This window comes from Lysobacter sp. ISL-50, assembly GCF_018612875.1.
In the GTDB taxonomy this organism is placed as follows: Bacteria; Pseudomonadota; Gammaproteobacteria; order Xanthomonadales; family Xanthomonadaceae; genus Lysobacter.
Map to the genome: position 1 here is coordinate 374,311 of NZ_JAGGRI010000020.1, position 26,636 is coordinate 400,946.

The following is a 26,636-nucleotide window of genomic DNA, read 5'->3' on the forward strand; positions in this document are numbered from 1 at the left end:
CGATCGGGCAGACGGCTGAGGCGATCGCCGCCGGTCAGCAGGCTGCGCAGCGGCTTGCCCGGTTGCGCGCGGCTCAGGGCGATTTCAGCCAGCGCGGTGACCAGGAAACTGCTGTGCAGATCCTGCGCTTCCCACCATTGCAGCAACTTCATCGGGTCGCCGGCGGTGTCGCGCGGCGGCAGGGCCAGGGTCGCGCCCATGTTCAGCGCAGGCCAGATTTCCCAGGTGCAGGCATCGAAGGCGACGCCGGCGGTGCTGGCGGTACGTTCGCCCGGCTGCAGCGGGAAATTTTCGCTATGCCAATGGATCAGGTTCGCCAGATTGGCGTGTTCGACCATCACGCCCTTGGGCTGACCGGTGGAACCCGAGGTATAGATGACGTAGGCGAGATGGTTCGCGGTCAGGCCCCGTTCGGCCGGATCGGGGTTCTCCGCCGGATACGACTGCCACGCCGAAGCGTCGCGGTCCACGTCCAGCACCGTCAGCGAATCGACGGCCGGCAAGCGATCGCGCACCTCGCGATGCGTCAGCAGCACCTTCGGCGCGCTGTCGTCGAGCATGTAGGCCAAGCGTTCGGCCGGATACGCCGGGTCCAGCGGAACGTAGGCGCCGCCCGCTTTGAGCACCGCCAGCAGGCTCACGATCAGGTCGAGGCTACGCGGCATGCCGATGGCGACGCGGTCGTCCGCGCCGACGCCCAGCGCCCTCAGATGATGCGCAAGCCGATTGGCACGCGCATTGAGTTCGGCATAGCTCAGCGAGTGTCCATCTTGCTCCGCCGCGATCGCCTCCGGGGTGCGCACAGCCTGCTGTTCGAACAGCCGATGCACGCACTGCCCTTGCGAGTAGTCGCGCTGCGTGGCGTTGTGCGCTTCCAGCACCTGCCGCCGCTCGCCATCGGCCAGCAACGCGATGCGATCCACCGACTGGCTGTCGTCGCCGGCCATGCCGCGCAACAGCGCCTTCAAGTACTCGACATGCCGCGCCATCTTGGCGCGGTCGAACAAGGCCGTGGCGAAACCGAGGCTGCCGACGATGCGTCCGCCGACATCCTGCAAGCCCAGCGACAGATCGAACTGGGCGCTGCGACGCTCCTGTTCCGGCAGCGCCTGCAGTTGCAGCTCGCCCAGCCGCACCGCGTCGCCGCCGGAGGCGTTGTGCCAGGTGAACATGAGCTGGAACAAGGGCGTATGCGCCATCGAGCGCGCCGGCTTGAGCACCTCCACCACTTGCTCGAACGGCACGTCCTGATGCGCCTGCGCCTGCAGCACCTGCTCGCGCACGCGCGCCAGCAATTCGGCCACCGTCGGGCTGCCGCTCAGGTCCAGGCGCAGCGCCAGGGTGTTGACGAAGAAGCCGATCAGCGGTTCCACTTCGACCCGGGTGCGATTGGCGACCGGCGTGCCGATCACCACTTCGTCCTGCCCGGCCAAGCGCGAAGCCAACGCGCTCCAGGCCGCCAGCACAGTCATATACAGCGTGGTGCCGTGCTTGCGCGACAGCGCTCGCAGCGCTTCGCTCAGGTCTTCATCAAGTTCCAGATCGAGGCTGGCGCCGGCATATTCCTGCACCGCCGGCCGCGGCCGGTCGGTCGGCAGCGTGATCAAGGCCGGCGCGCCGTCCAGTTGCTCGCGCCAATAGGCCTGTTGCTTGAGTTGCACCTCGCCGCTCAACCATTGGCGCTGCCACAGCGCGTAGTCGGCGTACTGGATCGGCAGCGCCGGCAGCGGGTCGGTCTGCGCCGGCACGCCTTCGAGCGCATAGGCGCGATACAGCGCGCTGAGTTCCTCGACCAGCACGCCCATCGACCAACCGTCGGAGACGATGTGATGCAGGGTCAGCAACAGCACGTGTTCGTCTTCGCTCAACCGCAGCAAGCGTCCACGCGCCAGCGGGCCGGCGGCGAGGTCGAACGGCGTGTCGGTTTCGATATCGATCCAATGCGCGAGTTGGCCCTGCGCATCGGCCTGCCCGCTCAGATCGTGGCGCAGCAGGCTGAAACGGCCGTCCTCGGCGATGCGCTGCATCGGCTGGCCATCGACCGGCGCGAAGCGGGTGCGCAGGCTTTCGTGGCGCTGCACGATGCGGTCCAGCGCGGCCTGCAGCGCGGCCGCGTCGAGCGGGCCGCGCAGACTGAAATGGACCGGAACGTGATACGCCGCGCTGGCCTGTTCGCCCATCTGGCTGATCAGCCACAGGCGTTGCTGGGCGAACGACGACGGCCACTGCGTCGGGCCGCCCGCGCGCGGCGCGATGGCGTCCTGGCGCGCGCCGTCGTTCCTGGAAATCCGCGCCGCTTTCGCCCGCGCCAGCAGCGCCTCGCGTTGCGCGCGGCTCATCTGATCCATCGAAGAGGTCGTCATGACGCTAAGCCTTTTTTCAAGTCGTGCCCTGCGAGGAGGGCCTGGATTTCCTGCGGGTCGAAGGTCGATAGTTCGTAATCGACGATCACCCCCGAAAGCGCGGACAGGGTCGGGTTCGAGAACACTTCCGCCAGCGGAATGTCCAGCTCCCATTCGCGGCGGATGCGCGAGACCAGCTGCGTCGCCATCAGCGAATGGCCGCCGATTTCGAAGAAGTGGTCGTGACGCCCGACCCGCGGCAGCTTCAGCAGCTCCATCCACACCGCGGCGAGGTTGTTCTCGATATCGCCCTGCGGTTCTTCATAGCGCTGCTGCGCGTAGGCATCGCCCTCCGGCGCCGGCAGCGCGCGGCGGTCGAGCTTGCCGTTGGGCGTCAACGGCAAACGCTCCAGGGTCATGTAGGCGGCCGGCACCATGTATTCGGGCAACTCCTGCGCCAGCGCCGCGCGCAGTTCCGCGGTCTGCGGCAACGCCTCGCCGACCAGGTACGCGACCAGGCGCTTGTCGCCCGGGCTGTCTTCGCGCGCCTGCACCACCGCTTCGCGCACGCCCGGCAGCTTGGCCAGCCGCGCTTCGATTTCGCCCAGTTCGATGCGGAAACCACGGATCTTGACCTGATGGTCGTTGCGGCCGAGGAATTCGATCGTGCCGTCCGGCAACCAGCGGCCGAGATCGCCGGTACGGTACATCCGCGCGCCCTCGCGGCCGGCGAAGGGATCGTCGAGGAAACGCTCCGCGGTCAGCTCCGGCCGGTTGAGGTAGCCGCGCGCCACGCTGGCGCCGCCGATATGGATCTCGCCGGCCACGCCTTGCGGCACCGGTTCGCCGTGCGCGTCGAGCAGATAGATCGAGGTGTTGGCGATCGGCCGGCCGATGTGCACCACGTTGTCGTCGGCGCGCAGGCGGCCGGAGGTCGCGACCACCGTGGTTTCGGTCGGGCCGTAGTTGTTGATCAACTCATACGGCAGATCGCGTTCGGGCAGTCGGCTGAGGCGATCGCCGCCGGTCAGCAGGCTGCGCAGCGATTGGCCCGGTTGCGCGCGGCCCAGCGCGATCTCGGCCAATGCAGTGACCAGGAAACTGCTGTGCAGATCCTGCGACTCCCACCACTGCAGCAGTTTCATCGGATCGCCGACCGTGTCGCGCGGCGGCAGAGCCAAGGTCGCGCCCATGCTCAGCGCCGGCCACACTTCCCAGGTGCAGGCGTCGAAGGCGATGCCGGCGGTGCTGGCCGTGCGCTCGCCCGGCTGCAAGGGGAAGGTTTCGCTATGCCAGTGGACCAGATTCGCCAGATTGGCGTGTTCGACCATCACGCCCTTGGGCTGACCGGTGGAGCCCGAGGTGTAGATGACGTAGGCGAGATGGTTCGCGGTGATGCCGAGCGCGGCCGGATCGGGATCGGCGTCGGACAGGCGCTGCCAGGGCGCGGCGGCATCGTCCAGCGCCAGCACGCTGGCGGTCATCAGGGCGCGGCTCGCGGGGAGTTGCTCTTCCAGGCTCGCCTGGGTCAACACCACCTTGGGCCGGCTGTCGTCGAGCATGAAAGCCAGACGTTCGGACGGATACTGCGGGTCCAACGGCACGTAGGCGCCGCCGGCCTTCAGCGTGGCCAGCATCGCCACCAGCAACTGCGGGCCGCGTTCGAGCAGCAGCGCCACGCGTTGATCCGGACGCAGGCCCAGCGCGAGCAGATGATGAGCCAGACGATTGGCCCGGGCGTTGAGCTCGGCATAGCTCAGATCGCCGTCTTCGTGCGTCAACGCCGTCACCGCGCCGGCCTGCAGCGCCTGCGCCTGCACGCGCTGGACCACGCCGACACCATGCGGATACGGCCGCCGGGTGTCGTTCCATTCCTCCAGCACCTGACGGCGCTCGCCCGGCGACAGCAGCGACAAGCGGCCGATCCGGCGCGCATCGCCGTCGGCCATGTCGCGCAGCAGGGTCTGCCAATGCCGGCTCCAGCGCTGCACCGTCCGCGCGTCGAACAGCGCCGCGGCATAGACCACCGAGCATTCGATGCGATCGCCGATTTCGGTCGCCGACCACCACACGTCGATCTGCGCGGCGGTGTTCTCGTGCGCGATCGGGGTGATCTCCATGCCCGGCAGGCGCAGCGCGCCCTCGGGCGTGTTCTGCATGACGAACGCGACCTGGTACAGCGGCGTATGGGCGAGGCTGCGCGCCGGCTTGACCGCCTCGACCACTTGCTGGAACGGCACATCGTTATGCGCCTGCGCCGCCAGCGCGGTCTTGCGGATGCGCGCCAGCAGTTCGGCCACGCTGGGCTCGCCGGACAAATCGATGCGCAGCGCCAGCGTGTTGACGAAGAAGCCGATCAGCGGCTCGACCTCGGCATGACTGCGATTGACGCCGGCGGTGCCGATGACCAGATCTTCCTGGCCGGACAGACGCCCGAGCATCGCCGCCCAGGCGGCCAGCAAGGTCATGTACAAGGTGGTGCCGTGGCGCTTGCTCAACTCGCGCAGGCCCTGGCTCAGGCCGGGGTCGAGTTCGAAGGTGAAGGTGCCGCCGCTGAGATCCTGCAACGCCGGCCGCGGCCGGTCGGTGGGCAGTTCCAGCAGCGTGGGCGCGTCGTGCAGATGCTCGCGCCAGAAATCCACCTGCCGTTGCAACACCGCGCCTTGCAGCCACTGGCGTTGCCAGACGGCGTAGTCGGCGTACTGCACCGGCAACGGCGGCAAGGGATCGTCCTGCGGCGCCACGCCATCGACCGCATACGCGCGGTACAGTTCGCCGAGTTCGCGCATCAACACGCTCATCGACCAACCGTCGGAGACGACGTGATGCACGGTCAGCAACAGGATGTGATCCTGATCGCCCAGGCGCAGCAGGCGGCCGCGGATCAGCGGGCCGGCGCCGAGGTCGAAGGTCTCGTGGGCCTCGATCTGACTCCAATGCGCCACCTGTGCGTCCAGATCGCCGGCGCCGCTCAGATCGTGGCGAACCAGACTGAAGCGGCCGTGCGCGGCGATGCATTGCACCGGCTGGCCGTCTTCCAGGCCGAAGCAGGTACGCAGCACTTCGTGGCGCTGGACGATGCGGTCCAGCGCGGCCTGCAGCGCTTGTTCGTCCAGGCGGCCGTGCAAGCGCAGGCCGCCGGGTACGTGATAAGCCGCGTTCGCTTCCTCGCCCATCTGCGCGAGGAACCACAAGCGCTGCTGGGCGAACGACAGCGGCACCGCCGACGGCCGCTGGCCGGTGCGGATCGCCGGCAAGGTGCTGGTTTCGGCCTGCCGCACCCGTTCGGCCAGTTCGCACAGCACCGGGCTTGCGAACACGCTCGCCAGTTCCAGTTCCTGCCCCAGGCGTTGGCGCACGCGCGAGGTCAGCTGCATCGCCAGCAGCGAGTGGCCGCCGATTTCGAAGAAATGATCGCGGCGCCCCACCCGCTCGATCCGCAGCAGTTCGGTCCAGATGTCGGCGAGCACGCTTTCGATCTCGCCCTGCGGCGCTTCGTACTCGCGCTGGATGTAAGCGTCGCCGTCGGGCGACGGCAGCGCCTTGCGATCGAGCTTGCCGTTGGGCGTCAGCGGCCACGCCTGCAAGGTCACGAACGCCGACGGCACCATGTACTCGGGCAATGCCTTGCTCAGCGCGATGCGCAGCTCCTGCGCTTCGGGCACCGCCGGCCCCAGCAGATACGCGACCAGGCGCTTGTCGCCCGGGCTGTCTTCGCGCGGCAACACGATCGCTTCCTGCACGCCCGGCAGACGCGTCAGCTGGGTTTCGATTTCGCCCAGTTCGATGCGGAAACCGCGCAGTTTCACCTGCGCATCGTTGCGGCCGAGGAATTCCAGCACGCCGTCGGCGCGCCAGCGGGCCAGATCGCCGCTCTTGTAGACGCGCGCGCCCGGCTCGGCCGCGAACGGATCATCGAGGAAGCGCTCGCGGGTCAGCTCGGCGCGATTGAGATAACCGCGCGCCACGCCGGCGCCGCCGATATGGATCTCGCCGGTGACGCCGACCGGCACCGGTTCGCCGTGGCCGTCGAGCAGATAGATTTTTGCGTTGGCGATGGGCCGGCCGATCGGCGGATGGCCATCCTCGCCCGCGTCGCAGGCGTGGAAGGTCGCCCAGATGGTGGATTCGGTCGGGCCGTAGGCATTGACGAAGCGGCGCCCTTGCGACCAGCGCTCGACCAGGGCCTTGGGGCAGGCGTCGCCGGCCACGACCAGGGTGCGCACGCTGGCCAGATCCTGCGGCTGCTCCAGCGTCATCAACACCGCCGGCGTTAGGGTGACATGGGTGATGGCGTGATCGCGCACGGCCCGCGCCAGCACCGCGCCGGCGAGCAGTTCGCCGGGCGCGGGCAAGTGCAGGATCGAGGCGTGGCACAGCGCCATGACGATTTCGAACACGCTCGCATCGAAACTGAGCGAGGCGCACTGCAGCACGCGGCTGCCCGCGTCCACCGCCAACGCGTCGGCCTGCGCGGCGACCAGATTGCACAGGCCGCGGTGCGGCACCATCACGCCCTTGGGCTTGCCGGTGGAACCGGAGGTGTAGATGACGTAGGCCAGATGATCCGACGTCAGGCCCAGCGCGGCCGGATCGGGATCGGCATCGGACAAGTCCTGCCAGGGCGCGGACGGATCGTCGAGCTCGACCACGCTCGCGGTCATCAGCGCGCGGCTGGCCGGCAGCCGTTCCTGCACGCTGGCCTGGGTCAGCACCACCTTCGGCCGGCTGTCGTCGAGCATGAAGGCCAGGCGGTCGGGCGGATACTGCGTATCCAGCGGCACGTAGGCGCCGCCGGCCTTCAGCGTGGCCAGCATCGCCACGATCAGATCGGCGCCGCGCTCCATCGCCAGGGCGACGCGCTGATCGGGACGCACGCCCAGCGCGATCAGGTGATGGGCCAGACGGTTGGCGCGCGCGTTGAGTTCGGCATAGCTCAGGCGCAGGCCTTCGCATACCAGCGCGGTCGCGGCGCCGTCGCCGGCGGCCTGCGCTTCGAACCAGGCGTGCACGTGCGGGTGCGGCGGCAACGGCCGCGCGGCGTCGTTCCAGCCGAGCAACACTTGATCGCGCTGCGCCGGCGACAACAGCGGCAGCCGGCTCACGGCCTGGGCCTGATCGGCGACCATCGCCCGCAGCAGTACCTGCCAGTGGCCGATCCAGCGCTCGATCGTGTCCGCGTCGAACAAGGACGTGGCGAACACCACTTCGCACTGCAGACCATCGCGCGCTTGCGTGATCGACCACCACAGATCGGTCTGCGCGCGGGTGACGTGCGAAGCCAGCGCTTCTACTTGCAGATCGGCCAGACGCAGGGTTTCGTCGGCCTCGTTCTGCATGACGAACACGACCTGGTACAAGGGCGTGTAGGCCAGGCTGCGCACCGGCTTGAGGGTTTCCACCACCTGCTCGAACGGCAGGTCGATGTTGGCCTGCGCGGCCAGCGCGGTGGTCCGCGCCTGCGCCAGCAACTGCGCCACGCTGGGGTCTTCGGACAAATCGAAGCGCAGCGCCAGGGTGTTGACGAACATCCCGATCAGCGGTTCGAGTTCGGTGTGATTGCGATTGACCATCGGCGTGCCGACGACCAGATCGCTCTGCCCGGACAGGCGGCTCAGCAAGGCCGCCCATGCCGCCAGCAGGGTCATGTACAAGGTCGTGCCGTGACGCTGGCTCAGCGCCTGCAACTCGCGGCTCAGATCGGCGTCGATGCTGAAGCGGCGGCTTTCGCCGGCGTGTTCCTGCACCGGCGGACGCGCGCGGTCGGTCGGCAATTCCAGCAGGCCCGGCGCGCCTTGCAGGTGTTCGCGCCAATAGTTCTGCTGGTTGTGCAGCACAGCGCCGTCGAGCCAGCGGCGCTGCCACACGGCGTAGTCGGCGTACTGCACCGGCAGGGTCGGCAGCGGATCGACCTGAGTCGGCACGCCCTCCAGCGAGTACGCCCGGTACAGCGCGTCGAGTTCCTCGATCAGCACACCCATCGACCAACCGTCGGAGACGATGTGGTGCAGGGTCAGCAGCAGCACATGCTCGCGCTTGTCCAGGCGCAGCAGGCGTCCGCGGATCAGCGGGCCCTGGTCCAGGTGGAACGGCTCGTGCGCTTCGAGTTGGCGCCAGTGCGCCAGTTCGGCGTGCGGATCGGCGCTGGCGCTGAGGTCCTGGCGAGTCAATGCGAACGCCGCATCCTCGGCGATGCGCTGCACCGGCTGGCCTTCGACCAGTTCGAAGTGCGTGCGCAAGGCTTCATGGCGCTGCACGATCCGCTGCAGCGCGGCCTGCAACGCGGCTTCGTCCAGATCGCCCGACAGGCGCAGGCCCAGCGGAATGTGATGCGCGGCGCTGGCTTCCTCGCCCATCTGGGCGATGAACCACAGCCGCTGTTGCGCGAACGACAGCGGAATCAGCGCCGGGCGCTCACCGCCGAGCAAGCCCGGCATGTCGTCGTGGCCGGCCTGCGCCAGGGTCCGGGCGAAGTCGCACAGTACCGGCGTGGCGAACAAGTCCGGCAGCGACACGCTCAGCTTCAGGCGTTGGCTGACCCGCGACAGCAGACGCATCGCCAGCAGCGAGTGTCCGCCCAGTTCGAAGAAATGATCGCGCCGGCCCACGCGCGGAACTTGCAGCAGTTCGGCCCAGATCTGCGCCAGCGCGGCTTCCACCTCGCCCTGCGGTTCTTCGAAGGTCCGTTGCGCGTAGGCGTCGCCGTCCGGCGCCGGCAAGGCGCGGCGGTCCAGCTTGCCGTTGGGCGTCAGCGGCAGTTGCTCCAACAGCACGTATGCCGCCGGCACCATGTAGTCGGGCAGATCGCGGGCCAGGGCGGCGCGCAGGTCGGCGCTCGGCGCGATGCCCTCGCCCACCAGGTACGCGACCAGGCGCTTGTCGCCGGGGCGGTCTTCGCGCGCATGCACCACCGCTTCGCGCACGCCGGGCAGTTGCGCCAATCGCGCTTCGATCTCGCCCAGTTCGATGCGGAAGCCGCGGATCTTGACCTGATGGTCGTTGCGGCCGAGGAATTCGATCGTCCCATCCGGCAACCAGCGGCCGAGATCGCCGGTGCGGTACATCCGCGCGCCGTTGCGGTTCGCGAACGGGTCGTCGAGGAAGCGCTCCGCGGTCAACTCCGGACGGTTGAGATACCCGCGCGCCACGCCGGCGCCGCCGACATGGATTTCGCCGGCCACGCCTTCGGGCACCGGTTCGCCGTGCGCGTCGAGCAGATAGATCGTCGTGTTCGCGATCGGACGGCCGATATGGACGATGGCGCCGTGCGGATCGAGACGGCCGGAGGTCGCCACCACCGTGGTTTCGGTCGGACCGTAGTTGTTGATCAACTCGTAGGGAAGATCGTGATCGGGCAGACGGCTGAGGCGATCGCCGCCGGTCAGCAGGCTGCGCAGCGGCTTGCCCGGTTGCGCGCGGCTCAGGGCGATTTCGGCCAGCGCGGTGACCAGGAAGCTGCTGTGCAGATCCTGCGCTTCCCACCATTGCAGCAACTTCATCGGGTCGCCGGCGGTGTCGCGCGGCGGCAGGGCCAAGGTCGCGCCCATGTTCAACGCCGGCCAGATTTCCCAGGTGCAGGCATCGAAGGCGACGCCGGCGGTGCTGGCGGTACGTTCGCCCGGCTGCAGCGGGAAATTTTCGCTATGCCAATGGATCAGGTTCGCCAGATTGGCGTGTTCGACCATCACGCCCTTGGGCTGGCCGGTGGAACCCGAGGTGTAGATGACGTAGGCGAGATGGTTCGCGGTCAGGCCCTGTTCGGCCGGATCGAGGTTCTCCGCCGGATACGACTGCCACGCCGAAGCATCGCGGTCCATGTCCAGCACCGTCAGCGAATCGACGGCCGGCAAGCGATCGCGCACCTCGCTATGCATCAGCAGCACCTTCGGCGTGCTGTCGTCGAGCATGTAGGCCAAGCGTTCGGACGGATACGCCGGGTCCAGCGGCACGTAGGCGCCGCCCGCTTTGAGCACCGCCAGCAGGCTCACGACCAGGTCGAGGCTGCGCGGCATGACGATGGCGACGCGATCGTCCGCGCCGACGCCCAGCCCCCTCAAATGATGCGCAAGCCGATTGGCCCGCGCATTGAGTTCGGCGTAGCTCAGCGATTGTCCGTCCTGCTCCGCCGCGACCGCCTCCGGCGTGCGCGCGGCTTGCTGCTCGAACAGTTGCTGCACGCACTGCCCTTGCGAGTAGTCGCGCTGCGTGGCGTTGTGCGCTTCCAATACCTGCCGCCGCTCGGCCTGCGCCAGCACGCCGATCCGCCATGCGGGCGTTTCCGGCGCATGCTCCAGCGCCTCCACCAGTTGTTCCAGCACCCGGTGCATGTACTCGCCGATGCGCTGCGCGTCGATCTTTGAGGTGATCTGCAGGCCCAGGTGGAAATCCTGTCCCTGATCGTCCACCGACAAGTTGAAGGCGTAGTTGGTCCGCTCCTTGAAATCGAGCAGTTCCACGCCTTCGCCCCAACCCAGTTCCAGGTCGATGCCCAGCGCGCCGGCGCTGTAGTGATAATTCAACAGCGCGGAGAACAGCGGCGTGGACGACGGCAAGGCGCTGCAGCGCTGCGCCAGCGCCAGCGGCGCGTGCTCGTGCCAGACCAGTTGCGACAGGCTGGCGTGAGTGCGGCGGATGCTTTCGCGCACGCTCGCCTCACCCAGACGGATGCGCACCGGCAAGGTGTTGATGAACAGGCCCATCGCCCGATCCGCGCGCGCGCCGCCGTGCATGCGCCCGAACAGCACCGTGCCGAACACCACGTCCTCTTGTCCGGTGGTCTTCGCCAGCACCTGGCCCCAGGCCCAATGGAACACGCTGGCCGCGCTCACGCCCAGGGCCTTCACCTGCGCGCGGATGCGGCGCGACAGGTCGCTGTCCACCGCGCGGTGCGCTTCGCGGATGTCCTGGCCGCCGCCCTGCACGTCCTTCAGGCCGAACGGCGCGGTCGGTTCCTCGACATCGCTGAGCATCTCGCGGAAATACTGTTCGTGCTCCTGCACGCTCACGCCCAGGCGCGCCTGGGCGACGAAATCGCGGAACGGCACCGGCTCGGACAGCTCATCGCCGCGGCCGCTCTGGATCAAGGCCAGTTCCTGCATCAGCAGGTCGCTGGTGATGTGATCCATGATCAGGTGATGCTGCAGCAACACCAGCAGCCAGCGCTGCTGGCTGGCATCGAAGGCGGCGAAGCCGCGCATCTGCGGAGCGCTGCGCACGTCCAGACGGTAATGCGCCGGGTCGGTGTAGGCGCGCAGATGCGCTTCGAGGTCGGCGCCGTCCAGCACCAGCGTCTCCACCTCGATCGCCGCCTCGCGCCAGACCACCTGCACCGGTTCGGGCAGGCCTTCCCACTGCACCGCGGTGCGCAGCACGTCATGACGGCCGATCACCGTCTGCAGCGCTTGCACGAAACCGTCCAGGCGCTCGCGCGAGTCGAAGGCGAGCGTGGTCGACAGCAGATAGGGGTCGCCCTGCGGATGCAGCAGGTGATGGAACAGGATGCCTTCCTGCAACGGCGCCAGCGGATAGATGTCCTGGATATTGGCCGCGCCGCCGGGCACCGCATCGACGATGCGCGCCAGTTGTTCGTTATCCAGCGACACCAGCGGCAGCATCTGCGGGGTCAGTTCGGTGCAGCCCGGCTCGATGCCGTTGGCCGGCACCGGCACTTCGCGCCAGTCGCGCTGCCGTGCCTGCTCGACTGCCTGCGCCAACGCCGACAGGGTCGGCTGCGCGAACAAGGTGCGGATATCGGCGTACAGCTGCTGATGGCGCATGCGCTCCATCAACTGCACGGCGAGCAGCGAATGGCCGCCGAGTTCGAAGAAATGATCCTGGCGGCCGACTTGCTCGACCTGCAGCAGCTCGGACCAGATCTGCGCCAGCGCGGTTTCCACCGCGCCCTGCGGCGCTGCATACGCACGTTGCGCGTAGGCGTCGCCTTCCGGCGCCGGCAAGGCGCGGCGGTCGAGCTTGCCGTTCGGCGTCAGCGGCAGGCGCTCCAGCGTCACGTAGGCCGCCGGCACCATGTACTCGGGCAGTTCGCGCGCCAGCGCGGCGCGCAGGTCCGCGGTCTGCGGCAACGCGTCGCCAACCAGGTACGCGACCAGGCGCTTGTCGCCCGGGCTGTCTTCGCGCGCGTGCACCACCGCTTCGCCGACGCCGGGCAACTTCGCCAGTTGCGCTTCGATTTCGCCCAGCTCGATGCGGAAGCCGCGGATCTTGACCTGATGATCGTTACGGCCGAGGAACTCGATCGTGCCGTCCGGCAGCCAGCGGCCGAGGTCGCCGGTGCGGTACATCCGCGCACCGACGCGGCCGGCGAAGGGATCGTCGAGGAAGCGCTCGCGGGTCAGTTCGGGGCGATTGAGATAGCCGCGCGCGACGCTGGCGCCGCCGATATGGATTTCGCCGATTTCGCCCTCGGCCACCTGCGCTGCATCCGCATCCAACAGATAGATCGAGGTGTTGGCGATCGGCCGGCCGATGTGCAGCACTTTGTCGTCAGCGCGCACGCGGCCCGAGGTGGCCACCACGGTGGTTTCGGTCGGGCCGTAATTGTTGATCAGCTCATACGGCAGATCCTTGCCGGGCAGACGGCTCAGACGATCGCCGCCGGTGAGCAGACGGCGCAGCGGCTTGCCCGGTTGCGCCCGCTCCATCGCCATCTGCGCGAACGCGGTGACCAGAAAACTGCTGTGCAGATCCTGCGATTGCCACCATTGCAGCAATGCCATCGGATCGCCGGCGAGCGCGGCCGGCGCCAACACCAGCGTGGCGCCCATGCACAAGGTCGGCCAGATTTCCCACGCGCAGGCATCGAAGGCCAGGCCGGCCATGCACGAGCTGCGTTCGTCGGGCTGCAGCGGAAACGCCTGGCAATGCCACTCGATCAGGTTGCGCAGATTTCGGTGCTCCACCATCACGCCCTTGGGCTGACCGGTGGAACCGGAGGTGTAGATCACGTAAGCCAGATGCTCATGCCCGGCGCCGGATTCCTCGCGCTCGAGATTGCCCGACGGCAGCAGCTCCCACGGCCGCTGCGCCTGATCCAGCGCGACGGCGATCGGCGCGGCCGGCACGGACGAAAAATCGTCCTGCGCCTGCACGGTGAGCAAGATCCTGGCGCCGCTGTCGGCGACCATGTAGTTCAGTCTTTCGCGCGGATAGGCCGGGTCCAGCGGCAGATAAGCCGCGCCCGCCTTGGTCACCGCGAGCATCGCGATGATCATTTCCGCGCAGCGCGGCATGCAGATGGCGACGCGATCGTCGGGATCGATACCGAGCCCGCGAAGGTAGCGCGCCAGCCGATTGGCGCGCATGTTCACTTCCGCATAGCTCAGATCGCGTCCGTCGTGATGGACCGCGATACTCGATGGGGCCAATTCGACCTGCCTCTCGAACAGCTCGTGCGCGCACGGATACTCGCGAGAGGGTTTATCCCGGTCAATCGGGTCGGCCAGAACTTTCTGACGGTTAGTGTCCGTTCTCATCGATTTTCCATTTAGTGGCTCCGCACCTCCGCCGTACGGCCATCGCCGTGGCGATGAGGCATGGATTGCAAGTTTCGAGTCGTTTCGCGTGCGAAAGCCCATGAAAACCCGGCTTTTCGCAAATCCGGACAACACTCCTCCGACAGGCGCGCGCGCTCGATGTGCAGGCGCGAACCCGGGAAGGATTTATCGATTAGTTAGTGATTGTGGCGACCAGCGCCCGGCACTAATGGTGCATGTCGTTACATGACATTGTCTTGTACATAAATCATGAGAGTTCGAAATTTGATCATGCCGAAAGAAACCGCGCGAATGCGCGGCGCGCATAGAACCATCCGGAGGCCTGTAAAAGCCCCGGAAATCGGGATGAATATCTGATGCACGGAATGGGGATTGAAATCGAATTGCCGGCTGCGCGAGAGGCCGACGACCGCCGCGACGGTCTCCCCTTCCACTGGGTATTTTCCTATGCAGTGCAACGCGCTCTACGGAATTAAATATAAAGTGATGGAATCACATGTTGTGTGATGCCTTTCTGGTTTGGCCTTTCCGCTGCTTTTTTTGCTGTGATAGCTGTCAAAGTAGTGATTGAACATGACACCGCGTTAGATGCATCGCCGCGCGATAGGTTGATGAAAGCATCACGCGATGTTCGCTTCGCGAATACGATGAGTCGCAACAATCGCGTTGTGAGAGGCCTCAAGAATCGACAGCGACATGACACATCCGTTCCTCGAGCCGTGATCGCACGCACACGCATTAAGCAAGACGACTTGAACCAGGCCACGCGCGAGCTTGCATGTCTTCACCGCACCGTCCGCGCAGCGATGTGCGCGCATCACGATTTATCTATGCGCACATGTTCGCAATGACAATGATCACCTCATCGCGCGAAACGACATCTGATCGACTTCCGCAAGCGAACGGCAATGGCATGGCTTGGCGACAAATAGAAGAAATCCGCGGGGAAACACCGATTTCTGCCGCAGCGATGCCTGTCGCGAAGCAACAGGAACTCGGCCCGACGATCGCCAGACCAGTACGCATCGGCGTTGCGCCTGACGAAGCATACGCTTCGTTGGATATGTGTCTGGTCGTGGCCGCGCCACGCAACGGCAGCGATGTCGTTGTGCAGCGCAGCGGCGACCGTGAATTACATTTGTACGACAAGAACCGACACAATCTGCAAACCTATCGCTGCATCGACACCGGCGCAGATGATGGCGCCGCGACCAGCAGATGGCGTGCTTGCTTTCTGCGACCGGATACCCGGCGCCGACTTCAGGCAGCCTGATTGCTTCATCGGCACAGCGGGAACTGACAGACGCGATCGACGATCTTCTGCGTCGCCGCCTCATCCGGCGATGCATACATGCGATCGCCGCGAACCAAGCGCCGGCTCGCGCAGCTTCTCGACGAAAGAACGAGCCGGGCCTTAACGAAAGTGAGTCGTCGGCGTGCGAGCCGGCCCTTGCGCCTGTCCTCGTAGCGGCCATCGGCAACGGTTATCCTGCTGCGCTCGCCAACGCCCGCATGCAGGACAGATCGATGACGGCCAAGACGGTATTCATGTTTTCCGGGCAGGGGTCGCAGTATTTCCAGATGGGCAGACAGTTGTTCGAAACCAGTGAAGTGTTTCGCCACTGGATGATTCGCCTGGACAAGCTGGCGCAGGAAATGGCCGGCGTGCCGGTCATCGACGCCGTGTACGCATCGCCCCTTACCGACAGCTTCGATCGCACGCTCAGGACGCATCCGGCGATCTTCATCATCGAGTACTCGCTCGCGCAGTGCCTGATCGGCGACGGCATCGAGCCCGACCTGGTGCTGGGTACCAGCCTGGGTTCGTTCACCGCCGCCGCGCTGGCCGGTCATCTCGATGTCGAACACGCCCTGGCCGCGGTCGTGCAGCAGGCGATCGCCCTGGAAGACACCTGCCCGCGCGGCGGCATCATCGCGGTACTGGCCGGACGCGAACTGTTCGAGCAGGACTGGCTGCGCGGCCATGCCGAACTGGCGGCGGACAACTTCGCCACCCACTTCGCCCTCGCCGCGCCGCAGGAGCGGCTGGACGGGATCGAGGAACAACTGCGTGCGCGCGGCATCGCTCATCAGCGTCTGGCGGTGTCGTTCGCTTTCCATTCGCGCTGGATCGATCCGGCGCAGGCGCCGTTCCAGGCGTTCATGCATTCGGTTCCGCGCGGCCGCGGGCACCTGCCGCTGGTGTGCTGCGAACAGGCCGCGGTGCTGGCGGACCTCCCGGACGATTTCTTCTGGCGCGTGGTGCGCCGGCCGATCCGCCTGCGCGACGCCATCGCGCAATTGGAAAGCCAGGGATCGCATCGCTATATCGATGCCGGCCCGTCCGGCACCATGGCGACCTTCGCCAAGTACGCCCTGCCCGCCGGCAGCGCATCGACGGTGCATCCGGCGCTGACGCCGTATGGGCAGGACTCGAAAACCATGGCGGCGTTGCGGGCGGCGTTCGCGGGGCCGGCCGCCTCGACTTGACGCGAAGCGCGTCGCAGGCCGGATCGTTGCAACGCCGCGTCGCTCGCGGGCCCGCCCGCGATGTCACAGCGTTCCGATGCAGACCAGTCGCTTGGCGGTGATCATATCTTCGTGCGGATAGCCGAAGGCGTTGTTGAAGTATTCCACGCCATCGATGCGGACGTTGCGATTGATATGGCTGTGGCCGTAGACATGCGCGACCGAACCGAGCCGGCGCAACTGCGCGTCGAGCCGCGTGCTGCCCAGCACTGGATCGAGGATGCGATGCCGGGCCGGCACGAAGGACGGCACCAGATCGAGCCTGGGCAGGAAGTGCGAGAACGTCATCACCCGATCGACGCCGTCCGGCACCCGGCTCAGATTCATCGCGGCGAAATGCGCGGCGACGTTCGCCGGATCGAATCCGGGCGGCCAGCGGCAGGCGTAGAAGTCGCTCCAGCGCTGCAGCAGGTCTTCGCCGGGTTCGCCGAAGGAATAGTCGTACCACCCCAGCAGCGGCGCGATCAGCGTTGCGTTAGCCACGTAGGGGCGCATCGACACGCCGCAATCGGCGGCGGTGGCGGCCACGTCGTCGAACTTCTGCAACGAAGTCTTGCCCGGCGCCTCGCCCACGACCCATAGATCGTGATTGCCCGGGACGAACAAGACCTGGGCGAAGCGTCGCGCGAATTCGTTCAGGCACCACGCCAGCAGCGGCCGGCGATGGGTAATGTCGCCGGCCAGGATCAGCAGATCGCGCCGATAGTCCGCGGCGGACAGGCTGCGCAGCCAGTTGGCGTTGTCGTCGTGATCGACATGGATATCGGACAGGGCAAATATGCGCATCGCGTCGCTGGATCGCCGACCGGCGGTCGGGTCGCCGCCGGCTCATCGGGATAGAAGCCGTCTTTATAGCCCGTCTATGCACCGTGGCGCGATGGCCGGACAACACCGCGGTCCCGATGCGCCGCTCCATATCCGGATAATCCATTTGCGTGGACTTAGCCTGGGCGCCGACGCCGTGACGATGGTCCCATGCCGCGGCATGGGGCGCACGCGCGCTCGGCTTACCTGGGCGACAAGGTCACGCCATTCTGCCGCGCCCATATTTCAGCGCGGTTATTGAACGACTCCTGCAACTGGCTGTTGAGCGGCGCGCCGTTGAGTTTGCTCAGATCGCCATCGACGCTGTCGAGCACCTTGTGCGCGACATCGCGCATTTTCCACAGCAGTTCGCCGCCGTAGTCGCTGCCCAGGCTGTTGAGCAGGTCGCGGGTCTGCTGCGGGGTCAGGCCTCGGTCGGCGCCGTACTTCATCAGCAAGGGCAGCGGGCTCAGGCCTTCGCCGCTGTTGTCGTAAAGGATGTCCGCGGCCTGCGGGTTGTAGCCGACATCGCGCAGGAACTGCTTGTTGGTGTCGTTCTGGTGCTTATCGGCTTCGGCCTTCTCGCGGAACATGCTCACGCCCAGGCTGGCCAGCGCGGCCAGACCGCCGACAATGGCGCCGGCCGGGCCCCAGGCCGAACCGGCGCCGAAGATCGCCACCGCGCCGCCCAGCGCGCTGACCGTCTGCAATGCGCCCTGCAGGTTGTCGCCCTTGTCGAACGCGTCCACCGCGCCGACCGCATCCAGCGCCACGCCGACGCTGCCGAGCAGCTTGGTGACGCCGGCGTTGCCGGCATAGCGTCCGAGCGGACCGGATTCGCTGATCAAGCCGGCGCCCGAACTCATCTGCAGCACTTGCTGTGCGACGTCGAAGCCCTGCGCCGAAGCGTTGACCACGTTGATGAAGGACGGATCGTCGACCGCCATGCCGGTGGACTTGGCGAACGACAAGGCGCTGACGGTGGTGGCCAGGGTGCGGAACACCTGGCCGTGCGCGGTGTCGGCGGCGAAGGCCTCCTGTCCGGCCAGCTCGCCGTTGATGTGGTTGTCGATGAAGGCGCGCAGCTCATCGGGCGTGCGCAGATTGCCGTTGGCGATATCGGTGTTGAGCGTCTGCAACTGGGTGATCGCTTGGTTGAGCGCGCCCTCGGACATGCCCAGCGAACGCGCCAGGCCCGGTTGCTTCAGCGACTCCAGTTCGGTCAGCAGCCGCTGCGGATCGGGCGGATTCATGCCGGCCTTGAGCGCATCGCCGACTTCGCGGCGCAGATACGCCGTGCCCAGCGCCTGCGCGATCTGCGGCAGCGCCTTGAAGCCGCTGCCGCCACCGCCGGCCGCCGCGGCCATCCAGTCGCGGGTCGCCGCGACGGTCGGATCGGCGGCGATTTCCGGCCTGCCGTTCAACGCCATCTTCACCGCGAACTGGGTTTCCTTCGCGCCGAACATCGATTCGGTCAGGGCGCGCGCGTCGGCCTCGGGCAGCGTCGTGCGGATCTGGCCGGCGACGTCGAGCAGTTGCGCGCCGCGATCGGTCAGCTGGTTCTGCAGCGACTGATACGTGGCTCGCCACTGCGGCCCCTGCGCGTTGACGTAGTTGTTGATCGCCTTCTGCAGTTCTTCCGGCGATGCGGTCTTGCCCTGATTGCTGACGAACCAGGCCAGGTCCTTGGTGTGGTTGTTGTACTTCTGGGTGAGATCGGCGATCTGCGAGTTGTTGTAGCGGATGATGTTGTTGACCAGCGCGTAAGGCTCGCTGACGCCGTTGGCCGCGTCTTTCTTCGCCAGTGCCAGGTACAACGGCAGTCCCTGCATCGAGGCCTGATCGTTCAAGGTCATCTGCGCGGTGCCGCTGGAACCGCTGGGCGTGACCATGCTCAGGGCCGGGTTCTTGCCGGCGTCCTGAACCAGCCGGTCGAACAAGGCGGTATCGCCCGAACGCCGGACCACCGCGGCGATGCGGCCGGTCTGTTCCAGCAGGGTCTTGTTCTCGAAGCTGGCGCCGTTGTTGTAGTTCTTGCCGATCGCGCTCTGCAGATCCGGCCATACGCGCCCGACCAGCGCCGCGGCGTCCTTCGGATTCATGCCCTGGACGGTGTTGGCGAGCAGTTCGGTCGCCTGACCGAGGGTGGCGAGATTCTGCTGCTGCGCCCCCGAACGTTGCTCCCCGCTCAAAGGATCGATCAATTGCCCCAGCTTGGCGCGGATATCGGCTTCCGAACGTCCTTGCAACAGTGTGCGCAGATCCGGATTCAAGCCCGGGTCCATCAGCAGCGAATTGATGTCGCGGGTGCCGTGGATGTTGTCGCTGCCGATCTCGCCGTTGCGGCTGGCGGCGGTGTCGAGCATGGCGTTGAGCGCGGCGTCCTTGTCGCCGCCGGCCAAACCAGCGGCGTTATTGAGCCCGGCGCGGTCGATCATGCCGTCGATCTTGCCGCCGCCGGGACCGGCGTCGACGAAATTGAGTTGGGCCGGATTGTCGAGCAGGAAGCGCGCGGCTTCCTGTTGCTCGGGCGTGAAGCGATTGCCCACGTTGTCGGCCACCTGGCGCAAATCGTCCAAGCTGATCAGGCCGTCGGTCTTGCTCGCATCGCCCTTGAGCGCGGAGTCGTAAGCGGCGAAATCGCGGTTGAGGGTCTGCAGCGCGGAATTGAGCGTAGTGGTCACGATTCGATCCTTGGGTAGTCAGGCCCTTGTTCGATGCGGTGCCGGGACGGGCGCGCAACAGGCGGGGCCATGCCTCGCCACCGGCATAAGGCTAGCGCCCTGTGCACCGGGCACCATTTAGGGCTAACCCTATGTGACGCATGCACGGTTCAGGATTGCGGCGGCGTATGACGCGCGGAGCCTGCGTTTCAGGCGTTAACGCAGTTCACGTCGTGCGCGATATCGCGGCCTGCGCGGCAAGCGGCATGGGTCATGTCAGCGCTGAGCGATATCAGTCCCGCGCGTTCGCTGCCGCCCGTCAGCCGCTCGCGACAACGCGGAGCGAGAACTGCGAACCAATGCTCCGAATTCGCGTCCGCGAACGCCGAACGGCCACGCCGGTGCGCCCCGGCTCTGCTTAATCTGCTATTTGGATCGATCTAAGTCACTGAATACGCGCCTTCTTCGCCGTCCCGCCACGCCGGAAGACGCGGCACCCGATCCATCCGCCGGCCATCCCTTCCAAGTGAAAAGGACCTTGCATGAAATCGAGCCACCGTCTTACTCCATCCAAACGCCTGCAAGCCGCGAGCGCGCTGCTGCTGTGCCTGGGCGTCGTCGATGCCGCCAGCGCCGCCAATCTGGCCTTGAACAAGCCCGCCACGGGCTCGGCCTCGTGCAACGCCAATGAAGGCCCGGCCAAGGCCTTCAACGGCAGCACCGGCGGCGGCAACAGCGACAAGTTCTGCTCTTCGGCCGGCAGCAAATGGCTGCAGGTCGATCTGGGTTCGAGCAAATCGATTTCCGCTTTCACGATCAAGCATGCCGGCGCCGGCGGCGAGCCGGCGTCGTTCAACAGCAAGAACTTCAACATCCAGACCTCGGCCAACGGCAGCGCCTGGAGCACCGCGGTCACCGTCAGCAACAACACCGCCAACGTCAGCACCCATACCGTCGCCGCGATCAGCGCGCGCTACGTCCGCCTCAACATCACCACCCCGACCCAGACCAGCGACAGCGCCGCGCGCATTTACGAATTCGAAGTCAACGACGCGCCGCCGGCGACGGAGAAACTCGTGCAGGTGCTCGATCAGGTGCCGCAGTTCGGCATCTACCGCAGCACCGAGCCGACCACCTACACCCCGCCGGCCGGGGTGCTGATGTGGAAGCGCGGCACCGAGTTCGCGCGCAAGCTCAGCGACGCGGAGAAGGCCAAGATCGGCGACGACGTCGCCCTGCGCATCACCTATCACGCCCAGTGCGATCCCTACGACCGCTTCGCTTCGGCATTCTTCATCAGCACCGCCAAGGATGTGGCGCCGACGGTCGACACGCCGCGGGTGACCTTCACCGATTTCATCTCGCCCTTCAGCGACATGTGGCAAGGCGCGAAGGCGACCCGGGTGTATCCCGACGCGCCGATGGACCCGTATGCCGCGGCGCTGGCCAATCCCGATCGCGACATCTGGGTCGGCATCAGCGGCGGCGCCAATCCGCAGTACGGCGGCGATGCCTGCGAACAGCACGGCGTGACCGATCCGGCGATCGCCGAGGTCGGCTTCAAGTATTCGCTGGCGCTGGTCTCGACCAAGACGCTCACGCCGGGCAGCGATCCGGACGTGATCGGCCTGTTGTCGCGCTCTTCGGAGAAGGACGACGCCATCGCCACGGCGACCACGGCGCACACGGCCAATCTGGGGATCGCGACCCTGGCGGTCAGCATCGCCGGCTACGGCGCGGCCTCCGGCGGCCAGGAATACACCAACACCAACATCGCGGTGAAACTCAACGGCGCGCAGATCGCCAGCTTCAGCACCAAGATCGATTGCGCCAACTACGAGCAATTCAGTCCGCGCGGCAATCCGGGGATCTTCCGCAACAACAACACCACCAATCCCAGGAGCTGGTGCCCGGGCGCGCTGGTGCCGATGCGTTATTTCGATCTGGGCGACATCGCCGGCAAGACGTTGCAGGTCGGCCTTAGCGTCGGCAATCCTTCGCCGTGGACCGCCGACTCGCAGTACGTCACCAGCGTGAGCGTGCTGGAGCATTGATCGCATGACAACGCGCCGGCCGCCGTCGCGGGCGGCCGGCGCGGCGGCCTGGAAAACAAACGGCGCGCCATGAGCGCGCCGTTTGCCGTTTGCGTCGCGTGGTGCGATCAGACTTCGTTATTGATCTCGTTGGAGCGCTGCTGCGCCGCTTCACGTGCAACCTTCGCCAGTTCCGGCTTGCCTTGAGCCTCGTAGCGCTGGGCGATCTGCTCGCCGAGGGCGACCGCTTCCTTGCCGTAGGCTTCGCGGCTGTTGCCGCTGTAGGTCATGCTGCTGTCGATCTCGGCCTGCACCGCTTCGCTGAACTCATGGCGCGTCGATGAGGTGGCCTCGGCCTTGTCCCGCGCGTCCTGACCGCTGGTGTTGGGCGTCTTGTCGTCGGCCAGCGCGGCTTCGTAGTTCGCCGCCGCGGTGGCGGTGGCCTTGGATTCCGGGCCCGGCGCGAACACCACTTCGCCCGGATACACCAGATCGGGATTGCGCGTGCCCGGGTTCGACGCCGGGTCCTGACTGAACTGGGGATTGGCCGCGAGCAACTGCTCCAGCGACACGCCGTTGGCGGCGGCGATCTGGGTGAGGTTGTCGCCCGGCTGCACCACGATGGGTTTCATACCCGCCGGCGTCGCGACCTGCCCGGTTTCGATCTCGGACTTGGTGTTGACCAGCGCGCCCATTTGCGGGCCCGAGTAAGACGGGCCATTCAAAGTCGTCATGCGTTGCCTCGAATAGTTGCGAGAGATGAGCTGGGGAGGTCCGGCTGACGACATTTCAGCCGATGGACGTCGCAGCTCACAGCTGGGGACAACCCTAGTTTTCGATGAATGCGCGCATCGGAACGCGCTGTCGAATGTCTGTGCACATTCAATCGCCGACGGCGGCGAAACCGCCGCGTTCAGCGCGACTGCCGCGCGTCAATCGCGCGCCAGCACGACGGCGGCGATCGCCACCATGCCGCCGGATACGCCTTCGACCCAACGGCGGCGGCGATCGCTGAAACCGCCGCCGCGGCGCAATCCCAGCAGCACACTCAAACCGGCATAGACCAGCGCGCACAGGGCGATGAAGATCGCCGACAGCGCCATCGCCTGCGCCGCGGCGGGTTCGTCGGCGCGCATGAACTGCGGCAGGATCGCGAAGTAGATCATCATGCCCTTGGGATTCAGCGCCGCGGTCAGCAAGCCGCGGCGGAACTGGCGGCCGCGCCCGGCCGCTTGCAGGCCGATGGAACCTGCCTTCATCGCCGAACGGATCAGGCGCACCGCCAGGTAGGCCAGATACGCCACGCCGATCCAGCGCAGCGCTTCGAACAGCCATGGCGAGGCGGCGATGATCGCCGCCAGTCCCAGCGCCACCAACAGCGAATGCAGCGCGTAACCCGCGCAGACCCCAGCGGTGGCGCGCAGGCCCGCGGCCGCGCCGCCGTTGATGGCCTGCGAGGCGATGAACAGCAGGTCCGGCCCCGGCGTGCAGATCAGCGGGAGCACGGTGACGGCGAACAGCAGCAGCGGGGTCGGTTCCATGGCCGATAGCGTACGCGGCAAGGCCCGCAATCGGGTTGCGAATATTGCTCAATATCCTAGTAAATTGGCATCTAATGCCAAACAATTATCGACATGGACAATTCGATGCCAACCCAGTTGGATGAGATCGACCGGCGCATCCTGCGCGCCCTGCAACGCGACGGCCGCCAGCAGAACACCGAGCTGGCGCAGGAAGTCGGACTGTCGCCCTCGCCCTGCCTGCGGCGGGTGCGGTTGCTGGAAGACGCCGGCGTGATCGAGCGCTATGTCGCCGTGCTCAACGCGGCCAAGGTCGGCATCGGCATGACCTTGTTCACCCGCGTCTGGCTGACCGCGCAGGACGCCGACACCATCGAGCATTTCATCGAGGCGATGAAGCGGCTGCCGCAGGTGATGGAGTGCTACATCATGCTCGGCGAAAGCGACGCGCTGCTGCGCGTGGTGGTCGAAGACCTGGACGGTTACCGGCAATTCCAGACCCGCCATCTGACCCGCGCCAACGGCATCCAGAACGTGAAGACCGATCTGCCCAGCCAGATCGTCAAGCAGAGTTACGCGCTGCCGTTGTGAATGCGCGCGGTGTCGGCGCGCACGGCCTTTCGTCAACTTCGCTCACACATCGAGCGAGCGCCTGGTCGCCATCGCCGGATGATCCGATGGCGACCGCTCTGCGCGCTCACGCTTTGCGATCCCGAACAGCGCGCCGCGCATCGAATCTGTATCGATGAACCGCGCGACGCCACGCCCGCGCCGATTCGCCACCTGCGTCACTGCCGGTGCGACCGGGCGAATCTAGACTGCGGCCATCAAGGCGACACGGATGACGTCGCCTCCAGGATTCGAGACGCGCAAGGGATTGCCACACTCGCCTGCCGCCTTCGAATGGCTGCCCGCGCCCCGCGGGAATTCTCAGTCCATGCACGAGGGATCACCCATGTCCGACCATCGTTCCGTACCTTTGAACGCGCTTGCGCTCGCCACCGCCGCGGCCTTGTCGTTGTTCGTGTGCTCGCCGGCCGCCGCCGGCCAGGCCAATCTGACCGGCGTCGCGCCGGGCGCGAACTTCAATCAGTTCATCGTCAAATACAAGGACGGCGCGGCCGAACGCAGCGACGCGCTCGCGCGCAAGCGCGGGCTCGACGGCATCGCCAGCGCGTTCGGCCAGCGCCAGGGCCGCGCGCTGAATCTGAGCCACAAGCGGCGCATGGCGATCGGCTACGACGTGATCGCCAGCGATCGCGAACTCGACAGCGTCGCCGCCGAAGCGCTGATCCGCCGTCTCGCCGCCGATCCCAATATCGAATCGGTGCAGGCCGACGCGCGGATGCATGCGCTGTTCACGCCCAACGATCCGCTGTATCCGCAGCAATGGCATTACTACCAGGCCACCGGCGGCCTCAACCTGCCGCCGGCCTGGGACCTCGCCAACGGCAGCGGCGTAACGGTCGCGGTGATCGACAGCGGCATCCTCGGCCACGCCGATCTCAACGCCAATCTCGTCGCCGGCTACGATTTCGTCAGCTCCACCAGCGCCGGCAACGGCGGCTCGGGCGACGGCAACGGCCGCGACGCGGACCCGACCGATTCGTCCAACGTCCAGCACGGCACGCATGTCGCCGGCACCATCGCGGCGGCGACCAACAACGGCGTCGGCGTGGCCGGCGTCGCCTTCGGCGCCAAGGTTTCGCCGCTGCGCGTGCTCGGCAACGGCGGCTACGGCAACCTTTCCGATATCGCCGACGCGATCGTCTGGGCCTCGGGCGCGGCGGTGCCCGGCGTGCCGGCCAATGCCAATCCGGCCAAGGTGATCAACCTCAGCCTCGGCGGCGGCGGCGCTTGCGATGCGGTGTATCAAAACGCCATCAACACCGCGGTTGCGCGCGGCACGGTGCTGGCGATCGCGGCCGGCAACAACAACTCGGACGTGTCCGGCTTCCGCCCGGCCAACTGCGCCAACGTGATCGCGATCGCGGCCAACGACATCGGCGGCAATCGCGCGTATTACTCCAACTACGGCGCCGGCATCGACGTGACCGCGCCCGGCGGCGAAACCGCGGTGGCCGGCGAAGGCGTGCTGTCCACCGTCGGCGGCGGCGGTTACGCCTGGTATCAGGGCACCTCGATGGCGGCGCCGCACGTCGCCGGCGTGGCCGCGCTGATCCTCGGCCGCGCCAACAAGACGCCGGCGGAAGTCGAGTCGATCCTGACATCGACCGCTCGCGCCTTGCCGGGCGCGTGCCCGGGCGGTTGCGGCGCGGGCATCGTCAACGCCGCCGCCGCGGTCAATGCGGTGGCGCCGCAGGCTCCCGCGCTGTACACGATCTACAAGCAGGGCGCGTCGGCCAAGACCGAGGTGCATGCGCTCAACGGCGCCGACGGCTATCAATCCTTCCTCACCCACACCGCCACCGCCCTGGGCCAGACCGGCGTGGATCAGTCGTGGATCTTCGACCTGGGCGATTACAACGGCGACGGCGTCAAGGATCTTTACTCGATCGCCAAGCAAGGCGCTTCGGGCAAGACCGAAGTGCATGTGCTCAACGGCGCCGACGGTTATCAGAGCTTCCTCAGCCACATCGCCACCGGCCTGAGCCAGACCGGCAACCATGCCGGCTGGCTGTTCAACGTCGGCGATTACAACCGCGACGGCAAGCTGGATCTGTACGCCATCGCCCGCCAGGGCGCGTCGGGCAAGACCGAGGTCCACGTGCTCAACGGCGCCGACGGCTTCCAGACCTTCCTCGCCCATACCGCGACCGCCTTGTCGCAGACCGGCGCGGGCAACGACTGGGCCTTCGATGTCGCCGACTACAACCGCGACGGCGTGCTCGACCTGTACGCATTCTCGAAACAGGGCGCATCGGGCAAGACCGAAGTGCATGTGCTCAACGGCGCCGACGGTTACCAGAGCTTCCTCACTCATCTGGCGACGGGCTTGCATCAGACCGGCAGCGATCTGGGTTGGAACTTCGAGTTGGGCGACTACAACGGCGACGGCACGCTGGACTTGTACGCCATCGCCCGCCAGGGCGGCTCGGACCGGACCGAAGCGCATGTGCTCGACGGCGCCGGCAGCTTCCAGAACTTCAGCGCCCATATCGCCACGGCCTTGCAGCAGACCGGCAACGACGGTTCGTGGCTGTTCCTGATCGGCCAGCGCTGAGCGATCCGCGTATCGATCCGAAACGGGGCCTTTCGCTCAGTTCGCCGC

11 protein-coding genes (1 of these 11 running past the window's edge) are annotated in these 26,636 nt (G+C 66.7%); 5 read left to right on the plus strand and 6 right to left on the minus strand.

What is annotated here, in order from left to right; genetic code table 11:
- A protein-coding gene (locus J7J50_RS13775; protein ID WP_215058688.1) for a non-ribosomal peptide synthase/polyketide synthase crosses the window boundary here: on the minus strand, window positions 1-2,363 show its 5' portion. The gene continues 23,224 nt to the left of window position 1, outside the view; the window shows 2,363 of its 25,587 coding nt (coding positions 1-2,363); its start codon is at window positions 2,361-2,363; its stop codon lies beyond the left edge, outside the window.
- Complete coding sequence (locus J7J50_RS13780) at window positions 2,360-13,834, minus strand: non-ribosomal peptide synthetase (RefSeq protein ID WP_215058690.1); 11,475 nt, start codon at window positions 13,832-13,834, stop codon at window positions 2,360-2,362. Before J7J50_RS13780 ends, J7J50_RS13775 begins: the two co-directional genes overlap by 4 nt.
- 799 nt (window positions 13,835-14,633) lie before the next feature.
- On the opposite strand from J7J50_RS13780, the gene J7J50_RS13785 reads away from it, so the two are divergent.
- On the plus strand, window positions 14,634-15,128 hold the full coding sequence (locus J7J50_RS13785; RefSeq protein ID WP_215058692.1) for a hypothetical protein: 495 nt from the start codon (window positions 14,634-14,636) through the stop codon (window positions 15,126-15,128).
- A 254-nt stretch (window positions 15,129-15,382) separates the two neighbouring features.
- Window positions 15,383-16,345 (plus strand): acyltransferase domain-containing protein, encoded by a 963-nt coding sequence (locus tag J7J50_RS13790; RefSeq protein WP_215058694.1) that lies wholly within the window; start codon window positions 15,383-15,385, stop codon window positions 16,343-16,345.
- A 63-nt stretch (window positions 16,346-16,408) separates the two neighbouring features.
- Here the strand turns inward: J7J50_RS13790 and J7J50_RS13795 are convergent, their stop codons facing one another.
- Together J7J50_RS13795 and J7J50_RS13800 are read right to left on the minus strand one after the other, a co-directional pair.
- Window positions 16,409-17,170: a metallophosphoesterase gene (locus J7J50_RS13795; RefSeq protein ID WP_215058696.1), complete on the minus strand. Its 762-nt coding sequence runs from the start codon at window positions 17,168-17,170 to the stop codon at window positions 16,409-16,411.
- 221 nt (window positions 17,171-17,391) lie between these two features.
- Window positions 17,392-19,872, minus strand: coding sequence for a hypothetical protein (locus J7J50_RS13800; protein WP_215058698.1), 2,481 nt, complete (start codon window positions 19,870-19,872; stop codon window positions 17,392-17,394).
- 521 nt (window positions 19,873-20,393) lie between these two features.
- Here J7J50_RS13800 and J7J50_RS13805 point away from each other — a divergent pair.
- Window positions 20,394-21,905, plus strand: coding sequence for a discoidin domain-containing protein (locus J7J50_RS13805; RefSeq protein WP_215058700.1), 1,512 nt, complete (start codon window positions 20,394-20,396; stop codon window positions 21,903-21,905).
- 107 nt (window positions 21,906-22,012) lie between these two features.
- Here the strand turns inward: J7J50_RS13805 and J7J50_RS13810 are convergent, their stop codons facing one another.
- Window positions 22,013-22,618: a LysM peptidoglycan-binding domain-containing protein gene (locus tag J7J50_RS13810; protein ID WP_215058702.1), complete on the minus strand. Its 606-nt coding sequence runs from the start codon at window positions 22,616-22,618 to the stop codon at window positions 22,013-22,015.
- A 198-nt stretch (window positions 22,619-22,816) separates the two neighbouring features.
- Window positions 22,817-23,425, minus strand: coding sequence for a LysE family translocator (locus J7J50_RS13815; protein ID WP_215058704.1), 609 nt, complete (start codon window positions 23,423-23,425; stop codon window positions 22,817-22,819).
- A 105-nt stretch (window positions 23,426-23,530) separates the two neighbouring features.
- Between J7J50_RS13815 and J7J50_RS13820 the strand changes: the two genes are divergently transcribed.
- On the plus strand, window positions 23,531-23,995 hold the full coding sequence (locus J7J50_RS13820) for an Lrp/AsnC family transcriptional regulator (RefSeq protein ID WP_215058706.1): 465 nt from the start codon (window positions 23,531-23,533) through the stop codon (window positions 23,993-23,995).
- A gap of 364 nt (window positions 23,996-24,359) precedes the next feature.
- On the plus strand, window positions 24,360-26,588 hold the full coding sequence (locus J7J50_RS13825; protein WP_215058708.1) for a S8 family serine peptidase: 2,229 nt from the start codon (window positions 24,360-24,362) through the stop codon (window positions 26,586-26,588).
- Window positions 26,589-26,636: the final 48 nt, after the last annotated feature.